27 protein-coding genes are annotated in these 23,307 nt (G+C 36.5%); 22 read left to right on the top strand and 5 right to left on the bottom strand.

Features of this window, described 5'->3' with window-relative positions; translation table 11 throughout:
• Nucleotides 1–7: 7 nt before the first annotated feature.
• The 16 genes from pilM to Q8Q95_03340 all read left to right on the top strand — a co-directional run bounded on the left by pilM (nt 8) and on the right by Q8Q95_03340 (nt 12,831).
• Complete coding sequence (pilM, locus tag Q8Q95_03415) at nt 8–1,096, top strand: type IV pilus assembly protein PilM (protein ID MDP3764643.1); 1,089 nt, start codon at nt 8–10, stop codon at nt 1,094–1,096.
• A gap of 50 nt (nt 1,097–1,146) precedes the next feature.
• Nucleotides 1,147–1,677 (top strand): hypothetical protein, encoded by a 531-nt coding sequence (locus Q8Q95_03410; protein MDP3764642.1) that lies wholly within the window; start codon nt 1,147–1,149, stop codon nt 1,675–1,677.
• Nucleotides 1,677–2,186 carry a hypothetical protein gene (locus Q8Q95_03405; protein MDP3764641.1) on the top strand — a complete coding sequence of 170 codons (510 nt, stop codon included), beginning with the start codon at nt 1,677–1,679 and terminating at the stop codon, nt 2,184–2,186. The genes Q8Q95_03410 and Q8Q95_03405 overlap by 1 nt, the downstream gene beginning before the upstream one ends.
• On the top strand, nt 2,183–2,452 hold the full coding sequence (locus tag Q8Q95_03400) for a hypothetical protein (GenBank protein MDP3764640.1): 270 nt from the start codon (nt 2,183–2,185) through the stop codon (nt 2,450–2,452). Before Q8Q95_03405 ends, Q8Q95_03400 begins: the two co-directional genes overlap by 4 nt.
• The gene (locus Q8Q95_03395; GenBank protein MDP3764639.1) at nt 2,449–3,996 is read left to right on the top strand and encodes a lamin tail domain-containing protein; all 1,548 of its coding nucleotides are present in this window, start codon (nt 2,449–2,451) and stop codon (nt 3,994–3,996) included. Before Q8Q95_03400 ends, Q8Q95_03395 begins: the two co-directional genes overlap by 4 nt.
• A gap of 1 nt (nt 3,997) precedes the next feature.
• Nucleotides 3,998–4,393: a ribosome-associated translation inhibitor RaiA gene (gene raiA / locus Q8Q95_03390; GenBank protein MDP3764638.1), complete on the top strand. Its 396-nt coding sequence runs from the start codon at nt 3,998–4,000 to the stop codon at nt 4,391–4,393.
• 211 nt (nt 4,394–4,604) lie between these two features.
• A complete protein-coding gene (locus tag Q8Q95_03385; GenBank protein ID MDP3764637.1) occupies nt 4,605–5,834 on the top strand; it encodes a saccharopine dehydrogenase C-terminal domain-containing protein in 1,230 nt (409 codons plus the stop codon).
• 103 nt (nt 5,835–5,937) lie between these two features.
• Complete coding sequence (locus tag Q8Q95_03380) at nt 5,938–6,612, top strand: flavodoxin family protein (protein MDP3764636.1); 675 nt, start codon at nt 5,938–5,940, stop codon at nt 6,610–6,612.
• Nucleotides 6,613–6,728: 116 nt separating this feature from the next.
• Nucleotides 6,729–7,043 (top strand): nucleotidyltransferase domain-containing protein, encoded by a 315-nt coding sequence (locus Q8Q95_03375; protein MDP3764635.1) that lies wholly within the window; start codon nt 6,729–6,731, stop codon nt 7,041–7,043.
• Nucleotides 7,040–7,195, top strand: a complete 156-nt coding sequence (locus Q8Q95_03370) for a nucleotidyltransferase substrate binding protein (protein ID MDP3764634.1) — start codon at nt 7,040–7,042, stop codon at nt 7,193–7,195. The genes Q8Q95_03375 and Q8Q95_03370 overlap by 4 nt, the downstream gene beginning before the upstream one ends.
• Before the next feature lie 456 nt (nt 7,196–7,651).
• Complete coding sequence (gene secA, locus Q8Q95_03365) at nt 7,652–10,366, top strand: preprotein translocase subunit SecA (protein MDP3764633.1); 2,715 nt, start codon at nt 7,652–7,654, stop codon at nt 10,364–10,366.
• 57 nt (nt 10,367–10,423) lie between these two features.
• The gene (locus tag Q8Q95_03360; GenBank protein MDP3764632.1) at nt 10,424–10,663 is read left to right on the top strand and encodes a type II toxin-antitoxin system Phd/YefM family antitoxin; all 240 of its coding nucleotides are present in this window, start codon (nt 10,424–10,426) and stop codon (nt 10,661–10,663) included.
• Complete coding sequence (locus Q8Q95_03355) at nt 10,650–10,889, top strand: hypothetical protein (GenBank protein MDP3764631.1); 240 nt, start codon at nt 10,650–10,652, stop codon at nt 10,887–10,889. Before Q8Q95_03360 ends, Q8Q95_03355 begins: the two co-directional genes overlap by 14 nt.
• A gap of 103 nt (nt 10,890–10,992) precedes the next feature.
• Nucleotides 10,993–11,208, top strand: coding sequence for a YwbE family protein (locus tag Q8Q95_03350; protein ID MDP3764630.1), 216 nt, complete (start codon nt 10,993–10,995; stop codon nt 11,206–11,208).
• Nucleotides 11,209–11,219: 11 nt separating this feature from the next.
• Entirely contained in the window at nt 11,220–11,468 is a 249-nt protein-coding gene (locus Q8Q95_03345) for a DUF1653 domain-containing protein (GenBank protein MDP3764629.1), read from the top strand.
• Nucleotides 11,461–12,831 (top strand): hypothetical protein, encoded by a 1,371-nt coding sequence (locus Q8Q95_03340; GenBank protein ID MDP3764628.1) that lies wholly within the window; start codon nt 11,461–11,463, stop codon nt 12,829–12,831. The genes Q8Q95_03345 and Q8Q95_03340 overlap by 8 nt, the downstream gene beginning before the upstream one ends.
• An 18-nt stretch (nt 12,832–12,849) precedes the next feature.
• Here Q8Q95_03340 and Q8Q95_03335 read toward each other — a convergent pair whose 3' ends face one another.
• A complete protein-coding gene (locus tag Q8Q95_03335; protein ID MDP3764627.1) occupies nt 12,850–14,610 on the bottom strand; it encodes an AAA family ATPase in 1,761 nt (586 codons plus the stop codon).
• 71 nt (nt 14,611–14,681) lie between these two features.
• Between Q8Q95_03335 and Q8Q95_03330 the strand changes: the two genes are divergently transcribed.
• Nucleotides 14,682–16,403 (top strand): N-6 DNA methylase, encoded by a 1,722-nt coding sequence (locus Q8Q95_03330; protein MDP3764626.1) that lies wholly within the window; start codon nt 14,682–14,684, stop codon nt 16,401–16,403.
• Here Q8Q95_03330 and Q8Q95_03325 read toward each other — a convergent pair.
• Both Q8Q95_03325 and Q8Q95_03320 read right to left on the bottom strand, forming a co-directional pair.
• Nucleotides 16,378–17,076 carry a hypothetical protein gene (locus Q8Q95_03325; protein ID MDP3764625.1) on the bottom strand — a complete coding sequence of 233 codons (699 nt, stop codon included), beginning with the start codon at nt 17,074–17,076 and terminating at the stop codon, nt 16,378–16,380. The two genes, Q8Q95_03330 and Q8Q95_03325, sit on opposite strands and share 26 nt — an antisense overlap.
• Nucleotides 17,077–17,298 carry a helix-turn-helix transcriptional regulator gene (locus Q8Q95_03320; GenBank protein ID MDP3764624.1) on the bottom strand — a complete coding sequence of 74 codons (222 nt, stop codon included), beginning with the start codon at nt 17,296–17,298 and terminating at the stop codon, nt 17,077–17,079.
• Nucleotides 17,299–17,587: 289 nt separating this feature from the next.
• Here Q8Q95_03320 and Q8Q95_03315 point away from each other — a divergent pair, with 289 nt between their 5' ends.
• Both Q8Q95_03315 and Q8Q95_03310 read left to right on the top strand, forming a co-directional pair.
• A complete protein-coding gene (locus Q8Q95_03315; protein ID MDP3764623.1) occupies nt 17,588–18,322 on the top strand; it encodes an ABC transporter ATP-binding protein in 735 nt (244 codons plus the stop codon).
• A 59-nt stretch (nt 18,323–18,381) separates the two neighbouring features.
• Nucleotides 18,382–19,170 carry an ABC transporter permease gene (locus Q8Q95_03310; protein ID MDP3764622.1) on the top strand — a complete coding sequence of 263 codons (789 nt, stop codon included), beginning with the start codon at nt 18,382–18,384 and terminating at the stop codon, nt 19,168–19,170.
• A gap of 267 nt (nt 19,171–19,437) precedes the next feature.
• Here Q8Q95_03310 and Q8Q95_03305 read toward each other — a convergent pair whose 3' ends face one another.
• Nucleotides 19,438–20,190, bottom strand: a complete 753-nt coding sequence (locus Q8Q95_03305; GenBank protein ID MDP3764621.1) for a FlgD immunoglobulin-like domain containing protein — start codon at nt 20,188–20,190, stop codon at nt 19,438–19,440.
• Nucleotides 20,191–20,521: 331 nt separating this feature from the next.
• On the opposite strand from Q8Q95_03305, the gene Q8Q95_03300 reads away from it, so the two are divergent.
• The gene (locus Q8Q95_03300; protein MDP3764620.1) at nt 20,522–20,869 is read left to right on the top strand and encodes an RNA-binding protein; all 348 of its coding nucleotides are present in this window, start codon (nt 20,522–20,524) and stop codon (nt 20,867–20,869) included.
• Nucleotides 20,870–20,914: 45 nt separating this feature from the next.
• Here Q8Q95_03300 and typA read toward each other — a convergent pair whose 3' ends face one another.
• A complete protein-coding gene (gene typA / locus Q8Q95_03295; GenBank protein ID MDP3764619.1) occupies nt 20,915–22,738 on the bottom strand; it encodes a translational GTPase TypA in 1,824 nt (607 codons plus the stop codon).
• Between the two features lie 111 nt (nt 22,739–22,849).
• Between typA and Q8Q95_03290 the strand changes: the two genes are divergently transcribed.
• Together Q8Q95_03290 and Q8Q95_03285 are read left to right on the top strand one after the other, a co-directional pair.
• Entirely contained in the window at nt 22,850–23,050 is a 201-nt protein-coding gene (locus Q8Q95_03290) for a hypothetical protein (protein MDP3764618.1), read from the top strand.
• Nucleotides 23,040–23,297, top strand: a complete 258-nt coding sequence (locus tag Q8Q95_03285; protein ID MDP3764617.1) for a type II toxin-antitoxin system mRNA interferase toxin, RelE/StbE family — start codon at nt 23,040–23,042, stop codon at nt 23,295–23,297. Before Q8Q95_03290 ends, Q8Q95_03285 begins: the two co-directional genes overlap by 11 nt.
• The last annotated feature ends 10 nt before the right edge of the window (nt 23,298–23,307 follow it).

Below are 23,307 nucleotides of genomic sequence, written 5' to 3'. Positions count from 1 at the left end.
ACGAATTATGAATTTTTTCCCAACATCTATCGGTTTAGATATTTCTGAAAATTCTATAAAAGCTGTTAGCTTAAAAAAGGGCAACGGAGAATTTTTTGATTTAACTGCTTTTGGGAAGGGTTATTTACCAGCAGGTGTTTTTGCCGAGGGCGAAATTAAAAATGAAACGTCTTTTTTGGAAGTTTTAAATACATTAGTGGCCAGCGAGAAAAGTAATTTTCCCAAAACAAAATATTTAGTTGTGTCTTTGCCCGAAGAAAAAGCTTTTTTAAGGGTAGTGGAATTGCCCCTAGTTCTAAAAGATAAAGAGCTCGAGAACGCTCTTAAGTTTGAAGTTGAATCTAACTTGCCGGTGGCTTTAGACGAAATATATTATGGTTATGAAATTTTAAATACAAATGTAGAAGCGGGGCATTACGATATAATGGTCCAAGCTGTGCCCAAAAAAATTGCCGATTCATACACCGAATTTTTTAAGAAAAATGGCTATGTGGCCTTAGCCCTAGAACTCGAATCAGCGGCCGCTTTAAGATCTTTGTTTCCTAAGGAGGAAAGCAAGGACTCTGTCTTAGTGTTAGATATAGGTTCAACCCAAACCAGGTTTATGATAGTTTCTGAAGGTATTCTAAGATTTACTTCTTCCAATACCGTGGCCGGAAATCAGTTTAGCAAAACCTTGTCCGAACATTTTCCTCTAAACTTAAAAGAGGCAGAATTTATGAAAAGAATGGTTGGTTTAGATAAGAATCAAGAGAAGGGTAGGGAACTTTTGGAAGCTTTACGGCCCAGTTTAGAATCTTTAAAAGACCAAATACAAAATTACCTTACTTTTTTTGAAACACACCCCGCCAGTCATTACCTGTCCGAAGGCGCCAAAAAAATTTCTAAAATAATTTTAACCGGAGGCGGCGCTTGCTTGTGGGGCATAACCGATTGGTTGAACCAAGAGGTTGGGCTTAATGTTGTTTTGGCTAATCCAATTTCTAGAATAAATATTAAGCCGCATTCTAAAGTAAAGTTATCCTTAGAAGAATCTTTGCCTTATACGTCGGCCATTGGGCTCGCTTTAAGAAATTTTAATGAGATAGAAAACTAGCTTCTTAGCTTCCTAGGAAATTACTAGAAAGCTAAAAGCTAAAAGCTAAATTGATAAACTTATTACCACCCCAAGAAAAAGAAAATATACATAACCTGCTTTTAAGAAGACAGTTGCATGCTTTTGTATTTATAATTGCCATTGTTTTTTTTGGTGGCGCGATTTTTATGTTAAACACTTTGGTTTTTCTTAAGATTCAGTCAGGAGAATTAAATCAAAGTATTAATTTGGAAACTACCACAGTCGAGGCTGATCGAGCTAGGAGTTTAGAAGGCGATGTAAAGAAATTAAATTTACAATTAGCTAAGTATCAATCTTTTAGAGAGAGTGGTACGAACCTAGGTGCAGTTTTGTCTAGGGTTTCAGACCTTATGCCGCATACTATAGCTTTAACATCGTTAAATATTGAGACGGGTTCAAAAAAAATAATACTGGCGGGTCAGGCTGGCCAGAGAGAAGATATTGTTTATATGGAAGATAAGATAAAAAAGTCGGAATATTTTGAAAAGCTTGATTCGCCCTTAACTAATTATTTGCAAAAAAATAATCCGTCTTTTAATTTCTCTTTTTATTTTAAATAATGGATAAAAATACTTTATTATATTTTGCTAAATCTTTTTGGGCTGTTACCACTCTAATTTTTGTGGCGCTGGGCTTAATATTTATATTTTGGTTCATGATTGTAAGAGCTAAAACAGATTTTTTACAAAAAAATGATGAATACAATGTTTTGGCCGCTAAAAGAGCGGGCACGTTTCAAATAAGTAGAGATCGGGAGGTTTTAGAAGTGTTGGGCCAAAGACTGGATAATTCTTTTGTGGACAAAGATAAATTTGTTGAGTTTATTGAGTTTATAGAAGCTATGGCCAGAAATACCGAAAATTCCATAAATTTATCTAATATTTCAGAAGGGGATAATATCCAGAATTTTAAAATAGTTTTGGGCGGATCATATTCTGCGGCGGTTAATTTTATTGCTCGGTTAGAGAACTCTCCTTATTTAGTGCGATTAATCAGTATCAGTATGAGTGATGCTGGTGTGGGGGGTCAGGTTAAAACAAATTTAGATATTCAAATTCAGTTACCATGAATAAAAATATAATTTTAGCTAGATTTATAGAAAAAAATGGATTAAAAATAGTTTTTATTTTAACTAGTTTAATAGCTCTTTTAGTGGGATTAGTTTTTTATTTTTATGCTTGGCAAACCATGACCATAGCTTCTGATGCGACATCTGCCGCAACCGGCCTTAGGCAAGCTCTTTTGGAGACTGTGGTAAAAGATTTAGATATTCGCGCAGAAAAATTAGACGGACTAAATAGAAATCAATTAAACATCAGAAATATTTTTAGATGAAATTTCCACGTTTGATGTCTATGTTTGGGATGTTAATCGCCATATTTTTGTTTTCTTTACCGGCCTCGTTAAACGCGGCCGGTTCTGTTTTAATAAACGAGGTGGCTTGGATGGGCTCTACAGCTAATAGCGCCGATGAGTGGATTGAACTTTATAATTCATCGTCTAGCGCGATTGATCTTACCGGCTGGGGTTTGTACGAAGCTGGCGGTTCCACTTTGATTCTTAATCTTTCTGGAACGATCGCGCCTCTCGGCTACTACCTAATTGAACGCACTGATGATAACAGTATCAGCGATATTGTGGCCGATATTTTTGGGCCGTTCGCGGGTAGCGGTTTAAATAATAGTGGTGAAAATTTAGTTTTGAAAGACTCCACAAGCGCAGTAGTTGATTCGCTGGACGCTTCGGCCGGCTGGCCGGCGGGGGACAATGTTTCTAAAGCCAGTCTGGAAAGAAAATCCGACGGCACTTGGCAAACCAATGATAGCGTAACTAAAAACGGCAAAGATGCGAATGGCGGAAATATAATTGGTACACCCAAAGCACAAAATAGCGGAGTTGCTTCGAGTCCTAGTGTGCCAGCCTCAACCACAGAATCAACTACAATTCCGATTTTATCGGGCGGTGGCGGTTCAGGCGTTTCTACCGGCACGTCAACTCCAGCAATTTTGCTAAAAGCTGTGGCAGGGCAAGATGTGATAGCTGAAACTAATCAAAAAATAAAATTTGATGCTTCAAAATCGGAAGGCGCTAGTTCTTATAAATGGTATTTAGGTGACGGCTCTGTAAAAGAGGGCATAGAAATAGAATATAGCTATCAATTTTCTGGGACTTATCTGGTTACTTTAGAAATTTCTAATGGAACTGAAATAGCCTTAGATCAAATTAGAGCTTTTGTTTTTGGCGGCAAGGCAATCATTAACGAAGTTTTTGTGAGCGGGGCTTCTTCAACTCCTTCTTGGATAGAAATATTTAATCCAACTAAATCAACTCTAGATATTAGTGGGTGGATTTTGGAAAGTGGAAAAAGGAGTTTTATTTTGCCATCGTTTTCTATCATTACTGCAGGAGGCTATTTAGTTATTTCTCAAATGATTTCTGATTTGGATACTTCGCTCGGGTCAGTCAAACTAAAATATCCCAATAGCTTAGTTATAGATGAAGTTGTTTTTGAAAAAATTACTTATGGCGCGTCAGCCAGCCGGACATCAAGCGGATTTTTTTGGACAAAAGAACTAACCCCGGGTGGGGCTAACATTGTTACTTCTTCGGGCGCAGCTTTGTTAGAAAATACAAAGGCAGTTCCAAATTTAGTAAGACAAAAGCCCGAAAATTTACCGGCTAAAAATTATTTGGCTAGTTTCTATAGCCAAGTTGAAGCCTCGGACTTGGGATTTGTTGAACTGGACAAAAAACAGGAAGAGAGGATCACGTTTTGGAGTAAATTGACTGGCGGGTTATTATTCTGGATGATTGGAGTATTGAGTTTAGGCTTGGTTATGGGGTTGGCTTATATAAAATTAGCTAGAAAAACTCAATAAAATGAAAATTATATTAAAATCTACAAATTTTTCTTTAACACCATCTATAAATGAATATGTAAATTCTGCTTTAACGCCTCTAGATAGGTTGTTTCAGGGTTTAGGCGAAGTAGAAATGAGAGTAGAAGTTGGCCGAAGCACTTTCCATCATAATAAAGGCGAAGTTTTTTTTGCAGAGGCCAACGTAAATATTGGAAAAAATTTATTGCGGGCGCGAGCCGAATCTTTTAGCGTTCAGGCGGCGCTAGATGAAGTTAGAGATGAATTAAGAAGTGGAGTGTTAAAATTTAAAGGTAAAAAAGAAACTGTTTTTCGCCGAGGCGCAAGGTCAATTTCTAAATTTTTAAGACTTTCGCCGCTTGCAAGGTTTAGGGAATTTAAATTCAGAAAAAAATAAGGTTTATGTAAAAACAAAACATTATTCCTCACAGACGATATGGAGCCTCTTTATTTATATCAAATAGTCTTCTCCATAATGCTGCTCGGAACAATGTTTTGTTTTGTAACCTATAACCCTCAAAATATTTTTTGGGTTTTTTCTATTGTAATTATAAATTTATTTATATATTATTAAAGTAAATTAATTTTTTGTTAAACAAAAATAAAAAATGAAGTATGATTTTGTGGTCATCGGCGCCAACGGCATGCAGGGGAGAATTGTTTCTAAGTTTTTATTAGAGAATGATCATAGTGTTTTGTTGTGCGCGAACGACGATTATGGCATAGAAGAAATAATAGAGCACCCTAAAGCTGATTTTGCTTTGGTTGATTTGCGCAAAATGGATCGGGTTAAAAGAGTGGTTAAAAAAAGCGGATCCACTGTTTTAATAAACTGTGCCGTTGATGATTTTAATATGGCTGTTACCAAGATGGCTCTGGATTTAGGTATGAACTATTTAGATTTAGGCTCCGAAGAGCCCATGTTTTATGAACAGCTAAAACTAGATAAAGAATTTAAAGAAAAAAACACCATAGCCATAACTGGCATAGGTTCAACTCCCGGCATTACCAATATAATGCTTCGCTATTTAAAACCGCAGTTCGATAGCATAGAAACTGTGCATGTGGGTTTTGCCTGGGATTCCAACCAGCCGGTTTTTGTGACGCCTTTTTCTATAGATGCTATTGCTTATGAATTTAGCGAACAAGCCAAAATTTTTGAAAACGGCGAATATGTTTTAAAGCAACCCAACGAATGCGACATAAGTTATTACTATAAAACTATCGGCAAGCAAAAGACTCAATATACCAAACACATTGAACATCATAGTTTTTATGAATATTTAAAAGATGTGGGCATAAAAAATATAATTGTGCTTTCTAGTTTTCCTACGCATTCCTATACCGCCCTAAAGGCTTTAATTGGTTTAGGGTTTATGAGCAAAGAGGCGATAACCATAGATAGCGTTAATATTAGGCCGTTAGATTTTACTATAGAAGTTTTACGCCGAATTCCCGTGCCGGAAGGCTACACCGAAAAAGAAAATTTATTTCTTAAAGTTATTGGCACAAAAGACGGTAAACCAAAAACAGTGGAAATGGACGCTACTGCGGGAACTTTGCCGGGTTGGGAAAAGGCGACTTGCAATATAGACACTGGTTTTCCTGCGGCGATATTGGCTAGAATGATTTTAAACAACGAAATAACGGAAAAAGGTGTATACTCGCCAGAATTTGTAGTGCCACCCGAACCATTTTTTGCCGAACTGGGTAAAAATAAAATCTGGATTTACGAAGATGGTAAAAAGATAAACGGGCCAAATGGGGAAGTAGCTAGTAATGGAAACGGGAATGGTCATAGCAGTGATGACAAAAATGGTAAGGATAAAATTGAGTAAATAAGCCTAGTTTAACGTCTATTGACAATATCTAGAGTTTCTTGATATAATAAGAACATCAGAAAATAATGTTCTTTCCCATATATTAGGAGGTTTATAAAGAATGAAACTTCTAGGTATCAGCGCAAGTCCACGCGAGTCGGGTAGCCGCAGTGAACAGCTTTTAGTTCAGTTGTTGAATCACGCTAAGGGATTCGGAGCAGAAGTAGAACTTTTGAGGCTTCAGGAGAAAAAAATCCTTCCTTGTGAAGGTTGTTATTCCAAGAAGCCATGGCTTTGCACTTTTCCATGTATCCACAAAGATATAGATGATACCCAGTTGGTTTTGGAAAAAATCATTCAGGTTGACGCATTGGCGATTGCTACACCGGTTCACTGGGGTGGATCATCCTCTCTTCTTTCTACTCTTCTTGGTAAAATGACAGCTATAGAAAATAACCAAGATGAAATCTGGAAGAAGTACGGTAAAGAACCATTGGCTGGCAAGCCGTTTGCACTCATTGCCTCGCAAGATGGCGATGGGGCGGCTATGGCTCTATCGCAAGTAAACTGGGCGTTGAATCACATGGGACTATTTTGTGTCCCATGGGGAATGATATTTGAACCATCTATACTCAAACGTCCAATAGCTCGTGTGGGCCTGCGTTTGATAGGCGAACGGAAGTTTGAGTGGATAGAGAATACGATTCGCTTAGCTGCACGCAATCTGGTGATGTTGTCAGAAAAACTGGTTGATCACGAATTCGACGATGGTCTCATCGAAGAAGCAAGGTGTTAAGTAATATATGGCGCTCCGAATAAATCGGAGCGCTCTTTTATTTCCCCGTTTCAATTTTTATGTCGGAGCAGGGTTTTAATTTTGCCTAGATTTATGTTTTGTGGTATGGTCGTAATATGAGATTAGAGAACTATCCTTCAGAGAAATTAAAGGATCAGATAATAAAAATCGTAGGTAAACATCTGGATTTATCCCAATATAAAGTTTTCTTTTTTGGTTCGCGGGTTTCGGGTGGCGGCGATGACAGGTCGGACATAGATGTGGGTATTGATGGCCTAAATCCTGTGCCGTTGGGCGCGCTGTTGGATATTAAGGACGAACTAGATAATCTGCCCGTGCTTTATAAAATAGATGTGGTGGATTTTAAAGATATATCCGATCAGTTTCGGCAGGTGGCTTTAGAAAAAATAGAAGAACTAAAAATAAAGTGACAAAATATATTGCCATATTAAACCAATTTGAATCTGCTTTGGCTCGGTTGGAAGAAGTTATGGAAAAACCCAAGGACGATATAGTCAGAGATTCGGCCATAAAAAGATTTGAGATTGTTTTTGATTTATCGTGGAAAGCAATAAAAAAATAATTTGATAACAACGATGTTGAATTAGAAAATAAAGAAAAAACAGAGCAGAAAGAATAGTATAAAGTCCTTGGAATAATTTGTGCAAAGTACTCAAACCCCACACTTCAAATACACGTCGGGGTTTTAATTTTGTCTGAAATCCGCTATCTTAATAGGGTTGATTATGATTAATGAACATAATAATTTTGCCTACATATTTTATATTTAGATACTCAACGTAAAAAATTAGAGAAAAGACCATAAAAAGAAAAAGCCCCCAGTAGGGACGAAACCCTACAAGGGTCTTCTTCATGATGATGGTTACAGTGTAGCAGGTGTGGTTTAGGTATGTCAAATTTGCGTAAATTGTGGTAATTATATAGTCTGGAATTGATTCATATGTCAGTATTTTCTAACATTTTTGGCAGTGAAAATGACCACGTCAAACGTGGGCTTAAAAGATTTAAAAGATAGCTTATGGCAATATTTAGTAAAATTTTTGGTGATGATAATTCTCGTTTTTTAAAACGAGCTTCTGTTGCTGTTCATAAAATAAACGCTTTAGAGCCGGAATACAAAAAACTATCTAACGAAGAATTAAAAAACAAAACTCAAGAATTCAAACAGCGCTTAGAAAAAGGAGAAACTTTAAATCAGATTTTACCAGATGCTTTTGCGACTTGTCGCGAAGCCTCTGTTCGAACACTTGGACAACGTCATTTTGATGTGCAGTTGATTGGCGGCATAGCTTTACACGAAGGTAAAATTGCCGAGATGCGAACAGGTGAAGGCAAAACTTTAACCGCCACTTTAGCTGTATATCTTAATGCTTTAGAAGGCAAAGGTGTTCATTTGGTTACAGTTAATGATTATTTAGCACGGCGCGATGCGGTGTGGATGGGGCAGATATATGATGCGCTTGGGCTTACGGTTGGGTGTGTGAATCATGATAATAGCTATATTTATGATCAAGATCACGAAAATCAAAAATCAAAAATAAAAAATCAAAATGACAATTCAAATTTAAAAACTGATGAAGAAGATAAAAAGCGGGATATTCTAGGCAGTTTTAAAGTTGTATATGAATTTTTAAGGCCGTGCCAGAAAAAAGAAGCTTACAGAACCGATATTACTTATGGCACCAACAATGAATATGGTTTTGATTATTTGCGTGATAATTTAGTTTATGAAACAAAAGATTTATCTCAAAGAAGTAACGAGGAGGGCTCGTGGAGGTTTGCTATCGTGGACGAAGTTGATAGTATTTTAATAGATGAAGCTAGAACTCCATTAATAATTTCTCAACCCGACGAAGAATCAGGCGCGCTCTATCAAAAATTTGCGCGCATTGTGCCAAAATTAAACAATGTTGAAGATTATATTTTAGACGAAAAACGTAGGTCAGCCACTTTAACTCAAGAAGGCATTACCAAAGTAGAGGAATTTTTAGGTGTTAAAAACTTATACGAAGAAGAAACGTCAAACGTTCCGGGGGGTGGTATCAGATTAGTGCATCATTTAGAACAAGCTTTGCGCGCCCAAGTTCTTTTTAAACGCGACAAAGATTACATAGTAAAAGAGGGCGAAGTGATTATTGTAGATGAATTTACTGGCCGTTTAATGCCGGGTCGCAGGTATTCGGAAGGTTTGCACCAAGCCATAGAAGCTAAAGAAGGCGTGGCGGTAAAAAGGGAATCGCGTACCGTGGCTACTATAACCTTCCAAAACTATTTTCGGCTGTATAAAAAAATAGCGGGTATGTCGGGTACGGCCACAACCTCTCAAGAAGAATTTCATAAAGTTTATGGTTTGGATGTAGCTACTATTCCAACCCATAAGCCCATGGTGCGTAAGGACGAAGCCGATTTAATATATCGTTCGGAAAAAGGAAAATTTCAAGCAGTATTACGTAAAGTAAAAGAATTACACGAAAAAGGCCAGCCCGTTCTTTTGGGCACGGGTTCCATAGAAAAAAACGAACATTTAAGCGCGCTGTTAAACCAAATAGGCATACCGCATAAAGTTTTAAACGCTAAGAATCACGAAGCCGAAGCTCAAATAATTGCGCAAGCCGGAAAAACTGGTTCTGTAACTTTGGCTACAAATATTGCCGGCCGAGGTGTAGATATTATTCTTGGTGGAAACCCAGTAGATACGGAGGACGCTAAAAAAGTTCGCGAGGCGGGTGGTTTATTTGTATTAGGCACAGAAAGACACGAGGCTCGTAGAATAGATAATCAATTACGCGGTCGTGCCGGCCGGCAGGGTGACTCGGGAGAATCTCAATTTTTTGTTTCTTTGGAGGACGATTTGATGCGTGTTTTTGGGGGCGAGCGAATCAAAAACATGATGACTCGTTTTAATATTCCCGAAGATGAAGCCATACAAAGCTCGCTCGTGTCTCGCGCCATAGAATCGGCCCAAACAAAAATAGAAGGATATCACTTTGATATGCGTAAACACGTTTTAGAATACGACGAAGTAATGACCAAGCACCGTGATGTTGTTTATAAAACAAGAAAAGAATTTATAAGCCCAGAATTTAAAAATGAAAGCAAAGAAAAAGTTTTAGAAGTTTTAGAGGCCGAAATAGAATTAGCAATTTCTGCCAACACTTCCATTGAAACAAATAATATAGATGTGGCTGGTGTTCTAGAAAGTATGGCCAGAATCATGCCGACTGATTCTGTAAAAACAGAAGTAGAAAGTTTGGCGGGTGATGCCCAAAAAATATCGAAAACATTAAAAGATTTTGTTAAAAAGTTTTATAGCGAAAAAGAAAAAGAAATTGGTGAAGAGCAAATGCGTAGCATAGAAAAGTTGATTTTTTTACGAACGCTAGACGAACTTTGGATGGATCACTTAGACGAAATGGAACATTTGCGCGATTCAGTGGGTTTACGCGCCTATGGCCAGCGCGATCCTTTGGTGGAATACAAAACCGAAGGCCACCGAATGTTTAAAGGGCTTATTTCTAATATGGAAAGCCAAGTAGCTGGGCTTATATTTAAAGTTGGAGTTATGCAAAGGCAAGAAACTAGGCAGATTCAATATAATAAGTCTGAAAACAGCTTGCCTAGTTTCAGGCAAGCTGTCTCTGCCGAAAAAATTGGCAGAAACGATCCTTGCTCATGCGGAGCGACCAAGTCAGACGGAAGATCAATTAAGTATAAAAATTGTCATGGCAAATGAGGCGCCCCACTGTAAGGCTATTGACGATAAGTTTATCTTTAGATAAACTTTAGATATATGAAAAACACCATCGTTGGCTTAAAAGAATTAAGGGAAAACTTAGATATTTATATTTCTCAAATTGATAAGGGTAAATCTTTTACTGTTGTTAGGAAATCAAAACCGGTTTTTAAGATTGTACCTCCTGAAGCAGAAGAACAATGGGAAACCATTGTTGACTTTACAAAAATAAACAAAAATGGCTTAGCTGCCAGAGAAATTCTAGCAGAACTTCGCAAATTGAATGCCCAGACTTAAAAAACTTCTTTCTAAATTTAACAAAGAAGAAAGAAGGATTATAGAAATTCTGATTAAAAGAGTTATCTCTTTAGATTGGCGCAATTTAGATATTAAAAAATTAAGCGGGCATCAAAATATTTTTAGAATTCGCAAGGGCAAAATAAGGATTCTTTTTATTAAAGAAGGAAAAGATATTTCCATTCTTACTATTGAGCGCCGCAATGAAAATACTTACAAAGTTTAATTCTAAGCGACCTTGGCTGGCGTGGCAGTGGAAAGAAACACAAGAAATGTCACGGTCAGTGATATTTCGCAGTCTTGAGCGAAGTCGAAGGATAAAAATTGTCATGGACAATAATCACGATAATTCTAATCCGCCAGAGCGGTCTAAAATAAAAGAGGGTACAGCCGTTTGGATTATTGAAAAAGAAAATTATGGCACCAATAAATATAAACAGGGCATTGTCAAAGATATCTTAAGCCCGCGCGAAAACCATCCGCGGGGCATAAAAGTTCGCTTAATGGATGGTTTCGTTGGCAGGGTTCAGTGGATAATGGAATAATAATTTAAAGTATGAATAAAAAATTAAAACCCTTTTCTAAAAAAGCCAAGACTTTAAAGTTGGGGGAGTACGAACATTACAAAGGGAATAGGTATAGGGTTATAAACATTGCTAGACATAGTGAAACCTTAGAAGAGTTGGTAGTATATCAAGCGTTATATGGCGAGCGTGGTATTTGGGTTCGGCCGTTTAATATGTTTTTAGAAAAGGTTAAAATAAACGGAAAGATAATGCCGAGGTTTAAATATGTAAATGAGTAAAAACTGGAGAAAGTATTGGAAGTTGGGCGTGGAAGAATTTAATACCGAATTTTTTGATGTTACAAAAAACGGGGAGCTTTTGGTTAACGAGGGCAATTATGTTTTTAATTTGCATTCTTTGGTAAAAAAATACGGCTCACCCTTAGAAGTGGTTTTTCCATTTGTTTTAGAAAAAAGATTGTCCGATTTGCGCGACTATTTTAATGCCTTTATAAAAATTCAAAATTATAAAGGCAAGTTTTTTTATCATTACCCGATGAAGGTGAACCAGAACAAGGAATTTGTTTTGCCTTTGATTTCGGAGGGGGCGCATATGGAAGTAGGTTCGGTCAATGAGCTTTGGTTAATAAAAAAACTATGGGAAGGCGAGAAATTTCACGCTAAATTGCGGGTGTTGTGCAACGGCCCCAAAGCCGATGATTATCTAAAACTTATCAACGATCTTCACTCTAAGGGACTGGCCATTTTTCCCATAGTGGAAGATGAGGTCGAACTAAAGACACTCCATAAATTTAAGGGGGATATTGGCATACGAGTGAATCTTAATGTTAAAGCCGATACGCACTGGAATAAAAAAATAGATAGGTTTGGTTTAAGCGAGGATCAAATTTTAAGTTTGCCGCCGGTAAAGAATTTTAAAATTTTACATTACCACATTGGTTCGCAGATGAATTCGCAAAAAAGTATTCTTTCAACTCTCAAGCGGGCGATGGAGGTTTACATTGAACTGGCCCGAAAAAATCCAGCGCTGGATACCATAGATATGGGCGGGGGCTTTGGCATTAATTACGAAAAGAAAAAATTCTATACGGCCAAAGCTGTTACTAAAAATGTTGTAAGTTTAATAAAAAAGATGGCGGATAAAGCTGGCATCAAACATCCCAACATAATTGTGGAATGGGGCAGATATATTGTGGCACCGGCCCAAGTTACTATTTATAAAATTATTGCCGAAAAACCAATCCCCAAAGGTAATGCCAATGCGTGGTATATAATAGACGGCAGTTTTATGAATGATCTTTTAGACACTTGGGCTATAAAACAAAAATGGCACGTGACGCCGGTTAACAATGCTAACAGGGGCGATTTTAAAAGAGTGTGGCTCGCCGGGAGTTCGTGTGATTCGGACGATAAATATACTGAAGGCGGAGCTTATGTGCTTCTGCCAAAATTAAAAGAAGATGAAAACCAGTATGTGGCGTTTTTTGATTCGGGCGCATATCAAGATGCTTTGGCTTCGCATCATTGTTTGCTGTCTTCGCCGGCTAAACTTATTGCTCAAGACGGTATAATAAAAATTGCTCGCAAACGCGAAACTCCCGAAATGGTGGGTAAATTATTCGGCTGGGGGAATGGACATTAAATATTGCGACAAGTTTTTTTAAATATTTATATTTAGTATATTATTATTGTAAATTTTTCTAATAATATCATCAAGCGGGTGTGTTTGAGTATTTTGAGAATAAAAATCAGCTATAACAATTGCATATTCAGCTTTTCCAACCCCAAAAATTTCCTTGAAAGCTTTACTAGTTTTGGTGTGTCTAGATTTTATTGCTTGAATATCTGCAATTTGTTTGCCTGTGATACTTGTAATTTCTTGATCAGAAAATATATCCTCAATTTCTCCTTTGCTATTTACGACAATATTTTTTGCTTTCAAATCACTGATTAATTTTACTTTATCTGACGTCTGATAGCTTGCCCCCACCTCTGAGCATAATTCCTTACATTTATTTTGTTTGCTCGGATCATCAATAAAATCTCTATCTACTATGGCTGAATAAGGAATGCTAAAAGCCTCCGCAATTTTTATGTAATTCACAATGGAATTGATAGAATCAAGCCTGATTACACCAAGATTAATTCGATCAAAATTGCAATTTATACCATTTGGGTCGGCTGGATTTAACTTTGTCAGCTTATCAAGATTTCCAAACAAGTGTTTTTCTGTTGGTCCTTCAATAAAGAGAACTCTGTCGCTAAAAAATATTTCAGCATTATCCTGATGAATAAATCTTCTAAAATGAGTGTTGCCTATTGATACATCTTGCTTGATGACAGTTTTTCCATATGTTTTATCTACCCTAATAATTTCATTTGGAGCAAAATTAGCCGTCAGGGACAAGGAATGTGTGGATACTAAAATCTGAGTATTTTGGTCTTTTGATATATTTTTTATCAGCGAACCCAAATATCTGATTCCGTGAGGATGTATGAAAGCTTCTGGTTCTTCAATGCAGAAAAGTTTAATCTTTGAACTCTTATTTTTTAATGCTAACTCTAAAATTCCAATAATTATTGCATTCTGCGTGCCTGTTCCAACATATTCGATATTAAACTTTTTTGACCCTTCTGTTATAAATATTTCCAGATTTCTCAATAGTTCCGACGGACTATCATCTTTTGTTAATTGAAAATTTATATCGTCAACGTATGATACTATTTGTGCTCCTTCGAGTAATTTTGTTTTTTCTGTTTCAAAAACCTGCTGAATTTTTATATTTAGATTTGAAAGATCAGTTTTTATATTGGAGTAATGGGGTGAGTTTTCCAAAACCTCCTTCATTAATTGACCATATGCCGTCCACTTGGAAGCTGAAAGCTCATCTTGATAATCTCTTATTGCGGGAACCATTAACATTTTTATTACTGATTTTCTAACATCTTCTTTCTTTCTAAAAACATTAAATCCCCAAAGTTTTATTTCAAAAGTATCCTGACTACTTTCTGATTCTTCATCCGAATCATCCAGAGGAAGATATTCATAGTTCTTTCTGAGTAGAAAAGTAATATCCGCTGTACCGTCACTGACTTTGCTATTTAAAGCACCTTGCTGTTGTTTGGTAAGGTTTGGAATGGAAAAGATATGACTCTTGTCTGTTGCAGTAATATCTGAAATCATGGCTTGTATTTCTATTGGCTTATTAGAATCAAAATAATCATCTTTTTCAAATCTTAAATAAGCTGGATTTTTGTTACCCAAAACTAAATTTAGCGCATTAAAGATGTTTGTTTTTCCTGAGTTATTCTTGCCTACAAGGGCAGAGTGGAAAGCAGGGAACAAAATTTTCTGCCCCACGGAGTCAAAACTCCGATAATTTTTTATGATAAGCTTAGTAATCCTCATATTTTTTGCCAATTATAGTGTTTGTATTTTTTATTATAGCCCTGTATACTAAGATTAGCAAATATTTAAATATTCCTAAACACATGAATCAAATAATTTTAAAAACAATAAAAAAACAAATAAATTATCAAGATCAGTTATCTTACAAATTTAAAAAGAATAATGGGGTCTTTTTTACTAATGAAATAAATATTATTGATTCTATTCTTGATATTATTGAATTTAAAGATGGAATTATAAACAAAAAAATATTAGAGCCAGCAGTTGGTAGTGGAATTTTTTTATTAAGAATGCTTGAAAGAATATATCAATGTTGCCCAGATAAAGAAAAAATTCGGTATTTTATTGAGAATGGTTTATATTTCATTGATATCGACCCAGAAATGATAAAAAGGACAAAAGAAAATATATCAGATTTATATGATAGTTTTTTTGGTGAGAAATACAAAGGTAAGTTCAATGCCTTTATATATGATTTTACTGAAAAAGTAAAAAATGATCTTACTTTATTTGAATTTAACAAAACAAAAAATAAAGATCTTGAGCTTATTTTAGAAAGTATGGATTATGTTATTGGCAATCCTCCTTACGTAACGTTATACGGAAGAAGAGATCAAAAGAGGGATGAGATGCAAAGAGTAAATTATTTAAGTCAGTATAGACAATTTCCAAAAAGTTTAAAAAACGGAAAAATTAATTATGTAATGCTTTTTCTCGAACATAGCTTAGATTATCTTAAAAGAAATGGGAAACTTGCTTTTATTATTGATATATCTTTTTTTGAAACAGCCTACAAATACACACGGAAATATCTATTAGAAAATACCAAAATCAATACAATAGAAAACAATATTTCAAGTTTTGATGGTGTTGCAAGTGGGCAGCTAATAATTAAAATAGAAAATAAATTTGATAAAAAAAATGTTGTGAAGGTAAGAAACTTTTTTACCGAAGAACTACAAGAAATTAATCAAACCGCTTGGCTGAATGAAAATGATGAATATAAATTTAGACTTAATTTTTCGAATATTGCCCAAAATATTCTAGATAAAATTAACAAAAAATCATCTAGAACTCTCAAAGATCAATTTCCTAAGAAAGAACTTAGAACATGCACAATGTTGCTGGATATGGAAAATAAATTTGTTAGCGTAGAGCAAAACAATGAAAGAGGTTATAAAAACTATAAATATTATCAAGGATCGAAAGCACTTTATGATAAATATTGTATTCTTTTTTCTGATAAATATTTTTACTACGATAAAAAATTACAAGATAAAATTAATGACGATTTGAAAGAAGAACTTATTAAAAAAGGAATAAAAAATAAAAAAAGAATTGGATTGGGTGATTTTTTGGTATATGATAATCCCAAGATATTTATAAGACAATCAGCTAAGGAAATTATTTGCACTTATGATAAAAACCCGAGTTCCGCCAATAACAGCTTATATGTGTTTTCTTTGAAAAAAGGAGATAAAAAAACAAAAGATTATCTTAATTTTTTGTGTGGTTATTTGAATTCTATGATTGCTACTTTTTATGCACAAAAAATGGAAATTATTCGCTATAGAAAGGGTAAACAGCCTCAGATAAAAATTTCTGATTTATATTCTATGCCAATTCCTGACGATATCAAATTGCAAGAAAAAATTTGCAACATTGTTGAAAGAGTCTACAGAGACTATACAGATAAAGAGGAGCTAGAAAATAAACTTAACCTGTTAATTTATGAGTTTTATGATTTGAACACAGAAGAAGTTGTTTTTGTAAAAAATTCTATTTCAGATTTTTTAAAATCTTAGCTTCTGATTCTTTATTCTTTTTTAATAATATTTTTTCTTCCTCTGGTAAATTTTTTAGAGCCTTGCCAGAATTTTTTATTTGTCGTTCATGTGATTCTTTAATTTTCTTTACTAATAGCTTGATAAAATCTTTTCTTGTGCGATATTCTGGTAATTCTGATATATTTACCTGCAATTGATTTTTGGGGTTTCTTCGAAAGGTATGGCTAATATCTTTCAAAAAATAAGATTTTATATAATCACCATTTATCTTTACGAACTTTAATCCCTTTTTTGTTTCTTCATAAAAAACATAAACATAAAGGAGATAAAAATTACCTTCTTTGATAAAGCTAACTATTTTATTTGGAGTTCCAATATCAGGATTACTGTCTTTGCTAGAAGTTTTTAATGCCTTAAAATCAATCCAGATTGTTTCTTGAAGATTATTTAAGCAGAAAACTGTTTTAGCGTCCCATGGATTTTTTGTAGCACCCTTTGGTGATTTTTCAGATTTCGTAAAGAATTTATTGCTTTTCGTATATTCAACAAACCTATCTTCAAGAAAATCACTTATTTCTGCTCCAGCCCTTGATTTGGCTGATATATTAAGTTCTTGAAAATCATTTACTATTTTCAAGATCACCTTGTCCATCTCGTCATTAATAAGATTTTCTAACTTTTTTATATCCATTTATAAATTAGTTAAAAGTTTATCAATTGTCAAATCAAAAGCTTTTGCAATTTTTTTTATATTGATTAGGGTGATATTTTTCTCCCCTCTTTCTATCATACCAATATAAGTGCGGTGAACACCTGTTCTAATAGCAAGTTCTTCCTGTGAAAAACCTCTTTTAAATCTTTCTTCCCTAATCTTTTTGCCAAATTTTTCTAGTAGTTCAATTTTATTGTGCATAGCTTTTCCCTATATTAGCTAACTATAGTATATGTTTTTGCTGGTTTTAGTTCTACATACTATAGTTAGCATATGTATTCTTATTTTAAAAATGAGGAGGGTCACTTTTACTAGTCCTGAAGTAGTGGAACAAAGATAAAAAATTACAATTTGTATATAAAATTGACTAGTGGTTAAAGATTAGGTAGGAATATTCTCTAATAGTGGTGGGTTGAAAATTCAAACAATTTTCGCTCGCGAAAACAAAAACTTGTCTTTTTAGTTTGATAAATAGTAGAATAGAACACCAATGATATTAGAAATAAAAAACTTAGTTAAAAAATTCAACGGGGTAACAGCCGTTGATAATTTATCTTTTGGTGTGGCAGAGGGAACTATAACTGGTTTACTGGGGCCAAATGGTGCGGGTAAAACCACCACCATACAAATGATTTTGGATTTAGTTACACCGACGAGCGGCGCTATAGAAATATTTGGTTTAGATATGAAACATAGCCGCGAGAAAATATTAAACCAAATAAATTTTTCTTCGCCCTATGTTAATTTACCGGGCAATTTAAAAGTTTGGGAGAACTTGGCTACATTTGCACGCTTGTATGGAGTTAAAAATATCAAAGCTAAAATAGACGAATTAGCTGATTTTTTTGGTATTCGGGAGTTTTTAGGCAAAATGACTTCGCAATTATCAACTGGTCAACTAACTCGGCTTAATTTAACCAAAGCCTTGCTCAACGATCCTAAACTTTTGCTTTTAGATGAGCCTACCGCTTCGCTTGATCCTGATATTGCCGATAGAACTCGCCAGCTTCTGTGTAAAATTAAAAAAGAGAAAGGGCTTACTATTTTATACACTTCGCATAATATGATGGAGGTAGAAGAAATTTGCGACCGTGTAATATTTATTCAAAAAGGGAAATTAAAAGACGATGGCACGCCGGATGAATTGGTTAAAAAATATGGACACAAGGATTTAAATGATCTTTTTATTGCGATAGCGAGGGAAAATCTAGATGATAGTAAGTAGAAAGTGGAAAGTTGTTAAGAAAACTACATTCTACATTCTATCTACTAAATTTCTAAATTATGAAACTTCACCGAATCAACGCTTTATTAATCCGTCACTTGTATTTATACCAGCGCAGTGTGCCAAGGCTGATGGATATTTTCTTTTGGCCGATTATAGAACTTTTACTGTGGGGTTTTTTGAGCTTATATTTAGAAAAAATGAGCTTTGGTGGGCTCAATGTGGTAACTATACTTTTAGGCGCTATAATTTTCTGGGATTTAATGAGCCAGTCACAGCGTGCTATTTCTACTACGTTTTTAGAAGAAGTTTGGGAGAGAAATCTATTAAATATTTTTGTCTCACCCTTGCGCTTAAGCGAGTTTCTAATTTCCAGTGTTTTAATTGCTGTAGTAAGAATAGTTATTGTGGGCGCAGTTATGGCTGGCTTAGCTTGGGGGTTGTATCAGTTTAATTTACTATATTTTGGGTTCTACTTAATTCCATTTATATTAAATCTTTTAATTTTTGGCTGGACCTTAGGCTTTTTTACCACAGGCATAATTTTGCGCTTTGGCAGTGCCGCTCAAGTTTTGGCTTTTGGTTTGGTATTTTTATTACAACCCTTTAGCGCGGTGTTTTACCCAGTTTCGGTTTTACCGCCAAGTTTGCAATACGTGGCTCAAATTTTACCTTCGGCACACGTTTTTGAAGGTATGCGCGCCGTAATTGCTACCGGAACCTTGCCGGTTAATAATTTACTTTGGGCTTTCGGCACGAATATTTTTTACTTGGCTTTAGTGCTTTGGTTTTTCTCTAGAATGTTTGCGAGAGTAAAAGAGAAGGGGATGTTGATGAAGTTGGATTAGTAGAATATAGTAACTAAAAATTAAGATTTAAAATCTGCGTGTATTGAGCATACGATCGTATGCTCAATACACGATAAGTTGTTAGTAAGTTTTTTTACAAAGGACATAGAAGAATGACCTAGATAAATATTAAAAAAGCGCTCGCGATGCTTCGCATCGGAGCGCTTTGTTGTGGAGGTTAATGCCCCCGAACCTGATGCCGCTAGAACGGTGTCGGGGAAATCTGATCGGACCAGCCGCCCCCTCTTCAGAGTTCGGGGGCGAATGCTATTTCAGCAGAAGCATTCTACGGACGGCCGTTTGGGCGCCCGAGGTAAGCTTGTAGAAGTAGATGCCTCCGGCGATCGGTTGGCCACTATTGTCGGTAGCGTTCCACTTGATGACGTGTTCGCCGGCGGGCATGTGTCCGCTCACCAATGTGCGTACCACCTGGCCGACCATGTTGTAGATCTTCAACTCGACAAGACCGTCGGCGGGCAAACTATACCGTATCTCGGTCTCGGGGTTGAAGGGGTTGGGGTAGTTGCCCAGAGTCAACGCTTTCGGCATTGCCGATGCTTTCGGTACGAAGGACGGCGCCGGTTCGAAGGCGAGTATTCGTTTCCCACTAGTGAACACATTGAGTTCTTGAGGAGTGATGGTACCCCATTTGTCTCCCTTTTTTCTCAAGGTGATCACGGTGGTTTTGGGTACGTCCTTTAACGTGAACAGACTACCGATAGACACGTTGTCGGGATTATCTGAACTGATGATGAAGCCCGACTCAACTTGTTCCAGCTTGTATTCGTTGGGGTCGAACTTCAGACCGAAGCCGAAATTTCTGATGTCGGCCTTGTCCACGATATCAAAGGTGAGTGTGAGGATATCGCCCTCAACCTTCTGGTCGATGGAGAACCCGGTGCCGGCCATCTCTGTGGTGGTGATGACCAGATCGCTTGGCAGGATCAGCTTGGCTTGTGCGGGTGGCGAGCTGATCAGTCCGATCAGTATCGCGGAGAGAATCATAAAACACTTCTTCATACTAACCTCCTTGGTTAATCGCGTCATACGCGACTTTTTGTGGGAAAGGACTGTCTGTTACTGTTGGATACATACTACACTTTATAAACTTGTTTGTCAAATTTGCTCTGCTGGGTCAAACTCCGTCCCTGAAAAGTATTGCCGAAGGCAATCAGAGAAAATATACTTTTCAAGAGCGGGGTTGCTTTTAAGTTTGTAATAGTTTATAAATAAGATGTTGTAAGATATCTCGTAGTTTCGGAGTCTTATGCTCAAAGCATAGATAGTAAGGCGAAAAGCCCCAATAGAAACAAAGAGAGGTCGCCTTACACATATTTAGCATAAGAGCACAATGTCAAAGAAATTATATATTGGTGGTTTGCCTTACAGCACCACTCAAGACGGTTTGAAAGATGCTTTTTCACAGGCTGGCGAAGTTGAGTCGGCTACCATAATAACCGACAAGATGACTGGCCGCTCACGAGGCTTTGGTTTCGTGGAAATGGTTAACGACGAAGACGCCGAGAAAGCCATTGAAATGTGGAACGGTAAAGATTTCGAAGGCCGTAAACTGACTGTAAACGAAGCCCGCCCTATGGGTGATAGGCCTCCTCGCAGAACCGGTGGCGGATTTAGCCGCGGCGGTAATAGCGGCGGCGGCCGAGGCGGTTTCGGTGGCGGTCGCAGAGACGAATACTAATTCGTTTTAGCAAAAAAACATCCCGATATAAATCGGGATGTTTTTTTATTGTTTATTTTTCTCCCTTTCATTTTTGCTTAAATATTTTTTGCGAAGTCGCAGATTTTTGGGTGTGATTTCTAAAAGTTCATCGTCTTCTAAAAAGTCTAAAGATTGTTCTAAGTTTAAAATTGTGGCGGGAGCCAATTGAATCATGCCATCGCTACCTTTAGAGCGCATATTGGTTAATTGCTTGCCTTTGCAAACATTAATGTCTATATCGTGCTCTTTACTATTTTCACCCACAATCATACCAACGTAAACAGGCGTGCCAGGTTCAATAAAAGTTAGGCCTCGGCCTTGGGCAACTTCTAAACCAAAAGCTACGGCTTTGCCGGCTTCGTGCGCAATTAAAACTCCCTTCCTTATTTTGGCTGGAGCTTCGCCTTGCTTTTTAAAATCTATAAAACGAGAATTTAAAACAAATAATCCTCGAGTTAAAGTTATCAGCGAGCTACGCAAACCAAGCAAGGCTCGTGTCGGCATATTGTAAACAAACCTAACGTCGCTGGCATGGGGGAAGGTGTCGGCTAATTCGGCTTTTCTTTTGGCGAGTTCGGCTAAAATAACACCACGGTTTTTTTCGGGCGTATCTATTAAAACTTCTTCCCACGGTTCCATAACAGAACCATTTTCTGTTTTAGTAATAACTTGTGGCTTAGAAACTTCCATTTCAAAACCTTCTCGGCGTAATGTTTCTAAAAGAATAGAAAGATGTAATTCGCCTCGGCCGGACAGCAAAAACTTTCCACCGCTAACTTCCATTTTCATACTTACGTTTGTTTCTAACTCTTTTTCTAATCTTTCTTGGATTTGGCGGCCGGTTAATAAGTTTCCATCTTGGCCTACAAAAGGGGAAGTATTGGGACCAACTAAAATTTTAAGCGTAGGTTCTTCTATGGCTATTTGAGGCAATGCCTCTGGTTTGGCCGGATCGCAAATTGTGGAGTTGATTCCAATACCAGCAAGCCCTGTTATAGCCACAATATCGCCAGCAACTGCTTCTTCAATTTCTTCTTTCTTTAGACCCTTCCACGCAAAAATATTTTCTATACGGCCTCTAGAATTTTCTTTTTTAGAATCAATAATAACAACCGATGTTTTGGCTTTAATTGTGCCGCGTGTGACGCGGCCTATAGCGTAAGCACCTTTGTAACTGTCGGAATCCAAAGATGTTACTAGCATTTGGAAAGGCTCTTCTTTTTTGCCTTTGGGCGCGGGTATATACGAAATTATTTTTTCGAAAAGAGGTTCCAATGTTGCGTTGTTTTCGGTATCTGGGTTTTCGGGCATATGCTCAAAAGCTTGGCCGTTGCGACCAACGGCGTATATAACCGGAAATTCTAATTGGTTTTCGTGGTGAGCCAGTTCTAAAAATAAAGAATTTATTTCTTCTAATACTTCGGCAATTCGGCGATTGGCTTTATCTATTTTGTTTATAACCACTATTGGTTTTAAATCTAGTTGTAAAGCTTTTTGCAAAACCACGCGGGTTTGAGGCATGGGGCCTTCTTGAGCATCCACCAACAAAAGACAGCCATCGGCCATATTTAAGGTGCGTTCTACTTCGCCGCCAAAGTCGGCGTGTCCTGGCGTGTCTATTATATTTATTTTGTAGTCTTTATAAATTATGGCGGCGTTTTTAGCCATAATGGTAATACCTCTTTCGCGTTCCAGTTCGCCCGAATCCATTATTAAATCTTGGCTCATTTCTTCGGCATTATCTCTAAAGGTATGAGCTTGTTTAAGCAAAAAATCAACCAAGGTGGTTTTGCCGTGGTCGATGTGTGCGATTATGGCGATGTTCCTTATTTTGGAGTTATCTAGCATTTTGACTTTAAGATGTGAAGAGCAATATTATCACGTTTTTATTTGTTTGTCCATTTGTGTTTTGATAAACAAAGAATTGACGCTACCTAACAATAAAGCTATCATAAAAATATGAATATATCGGTTCTGGAAACAAAAAAAGATTATGTGGTGCTAAAAATTCCTCGTCGGCTTATTGAGAGGTCTGATTTTAAATATTCTATTTTTAACGAGAACGATGCTTTAAAGATTCTTCGGGCTGGTATGCGCGAATACAAACAGGGTCAAACAAAAATATTAAAATCTCTGCGTGGTTTAAGACATGGAGATTGAATACTCCTCTAATTTTAAAAGAGCCTATCGCAAGTTGGTCTGGCGTGTTCAAAAGAAGGCCGAACAAAAGGAAGTTTTATTTCGTCAAAATCCTTTCTTTCCGTTGTTAAAAACTCACAAGTTACACGGCCGATTAAAAGAATTTTATTCGTTTTCAATAGACGCAAAATACAGGATTGTTTTTAAGCTGGTTGCCGCTCATAAAGCGGTCTTTTTGGATGTAGGCGATCATGATGTGTATAGGTAATGTGATATAA

This window comes from bacterium (assembly GCA_030697795.1).
Classification (GTDB): Bacteria; Patescibacteriota; Minisyncoccia; order JACQLN01; family JACQLN01; genus JACQLN01.
This window is presented reverse-complemented; position numbering and strand designations above follow the sequence as displayed.

Coding starts and splice junctions, on each gene's coding strand:
- pilM (MDP3764643.1), top strand. CDS start 8: ATGAATTTTTTCCCAACATCTATCGGTTTAGATATTTCTGAAAATTCT.
- Q8Q95_03405 (MDP3764641.1), top strand. CDS start 1,677: ATGGATAAAAATACTTTATTATATTTTGCTAAATCTTTTTGGGCTGTT.
- Q8Q95_03400 (MDP3764640.1), top strand. CDS start 2,183: ATGAATAAAAATATAATTTTAGCTAGATTTATAGAAAAAAATGGATTA.
- Q8Q95_03395 (MDP3764639.1), top strand. CDS start 2,449: ATGAAATTTCCACGTTTGATGTCTATGTTTGGGATGTTAATCGCCATA.
- raiA (MDP3764638.1), top strand. CDS start 3,998: ATGAAAATTATATTAAAATCTACAAATTTTTCTTTAACACCATCTATA.
- Q8Q95_03385 (MDP3764637.1), top strand. CDS start 4,605: ATGAAGTATGATTTTGTGGTCATCGGCGCCAACGGCATGCAGGGGAGA.
- Q8Q95_03380 (MDP3764636.1), top strand. CDS start 5,938: ATGAAACTTCTAGGTATCAGCGCAAGTCCACGCGAGTCGGGTAGCCGC.
- Q8Q95_03375 (MDP3764635.1), top strand. CDS start 6,729: ATGAGATTAGAGAACTATCCTTCAGAGAAATTAAAGGATCAGATAATA.
- secA (MDP3764633.1), top strand. CDS start 7,652: ATGGCAATATTTAGTAAAATTTTTGGTGATGATAATTCTCGTTTTTTA.
- Q8Q95_03360 (MDP3764632.1), top strand. CDS start 10,424: ATGAAAAACACCATCGTTGGCTTAAAAGAATTAAGGGAAAACTTAGAT.
- Q8Q95_03355 (MDP3764631.1), top strand. CDS start 10,650: ATGCCCAGACTTAAAAAACTTCTTTCTAAATTTAACAAAGAAGAAAGA.
- Q8Q95_03350 (MDP3764630.1), top strand. CDS start 10,993: ATGGACAATAATCACGATAATTCTAATCCGCCAGAGCGGTCTAAAATA.
- Q8Q95_03345 (MDP3764629.1), top strand. CDS start 11,220: ATGAATAAAAAATTAAAACCCTTTTCTAAAAAAGCCAAGACTTTAAAG.
- Q8Q95_03340 (MDP3764628.1), top strand. CDS start 11,461: ATGAGTAAAAACTGGAGAAAGTATTGGAAGTTGGGCGTGGAAGAATTT.
- Q8Q95_03330 (MDP3764626.1), top strand. CDS start 14,682: ATGAATCAAATAATTTTAAAAACAATAAAAAAACAAATAAATTATCAA.
- Q8Q95_03325 (MDP3764625.1), bottom strand. CDS start 17,076: ATGGATATAAAAAAGTTAGAAAATCTTATTAATGACGAGATGGACAAG.
- Q8Q95_03320 (MDP3764624.1), bottom strand. CDS start 17,298: ATGCACAATAAAATTGAACTACTAGAAAAATTTGGCAAAAAGATTAGG.
- Q8Q95_03315 (MDP3764623.1), top strand. CDS start 17,588: ATGATATTAGAAATAAAAAACTTAGTTAAAAAATTCAACGGGGTAACA.
- Q8Q95_03310 (MDP3764622.1), top strand. CDS start 18,382: ATGAAACTTCACCGAATCAACGCTTTATTAATCCGTCACTTGTATTTA.
- Q8Q95_03305 (MDP3764621.1), bottom strand. CDS start 20,190: ATGAAGAAGTGTTTTATGATTCTCTCCGCGATACTGATCGGACTGATC.
- Q8Q95_03300 (MDP3764620.1), top strand. CDS start 20,522: ATGTCAAAGAAATTATATATTGGTGGTTTGCCTTACAGCACCACTCAA.
- typA (MDP3764619.1), bottom strand. CDS start 22,738: ATGCTAGATAACTCCAAAATAAGGAACATCGCCATAATCGCACACATC.
- Q8Q95_03290 (MDP3764618.1), top strand. CDS start 22,850: ATGAATATATCGGTTCTGGAAACAAAAAAAGATTATGTGGTGCTAAAA.
- Q8Q95_03285 (MDP3764617.1), top strand. CDS start 23,040: ATGGAGATTGAATACTCCTCTAATTTTAAAAGAGCCTATCGCAAGTTG.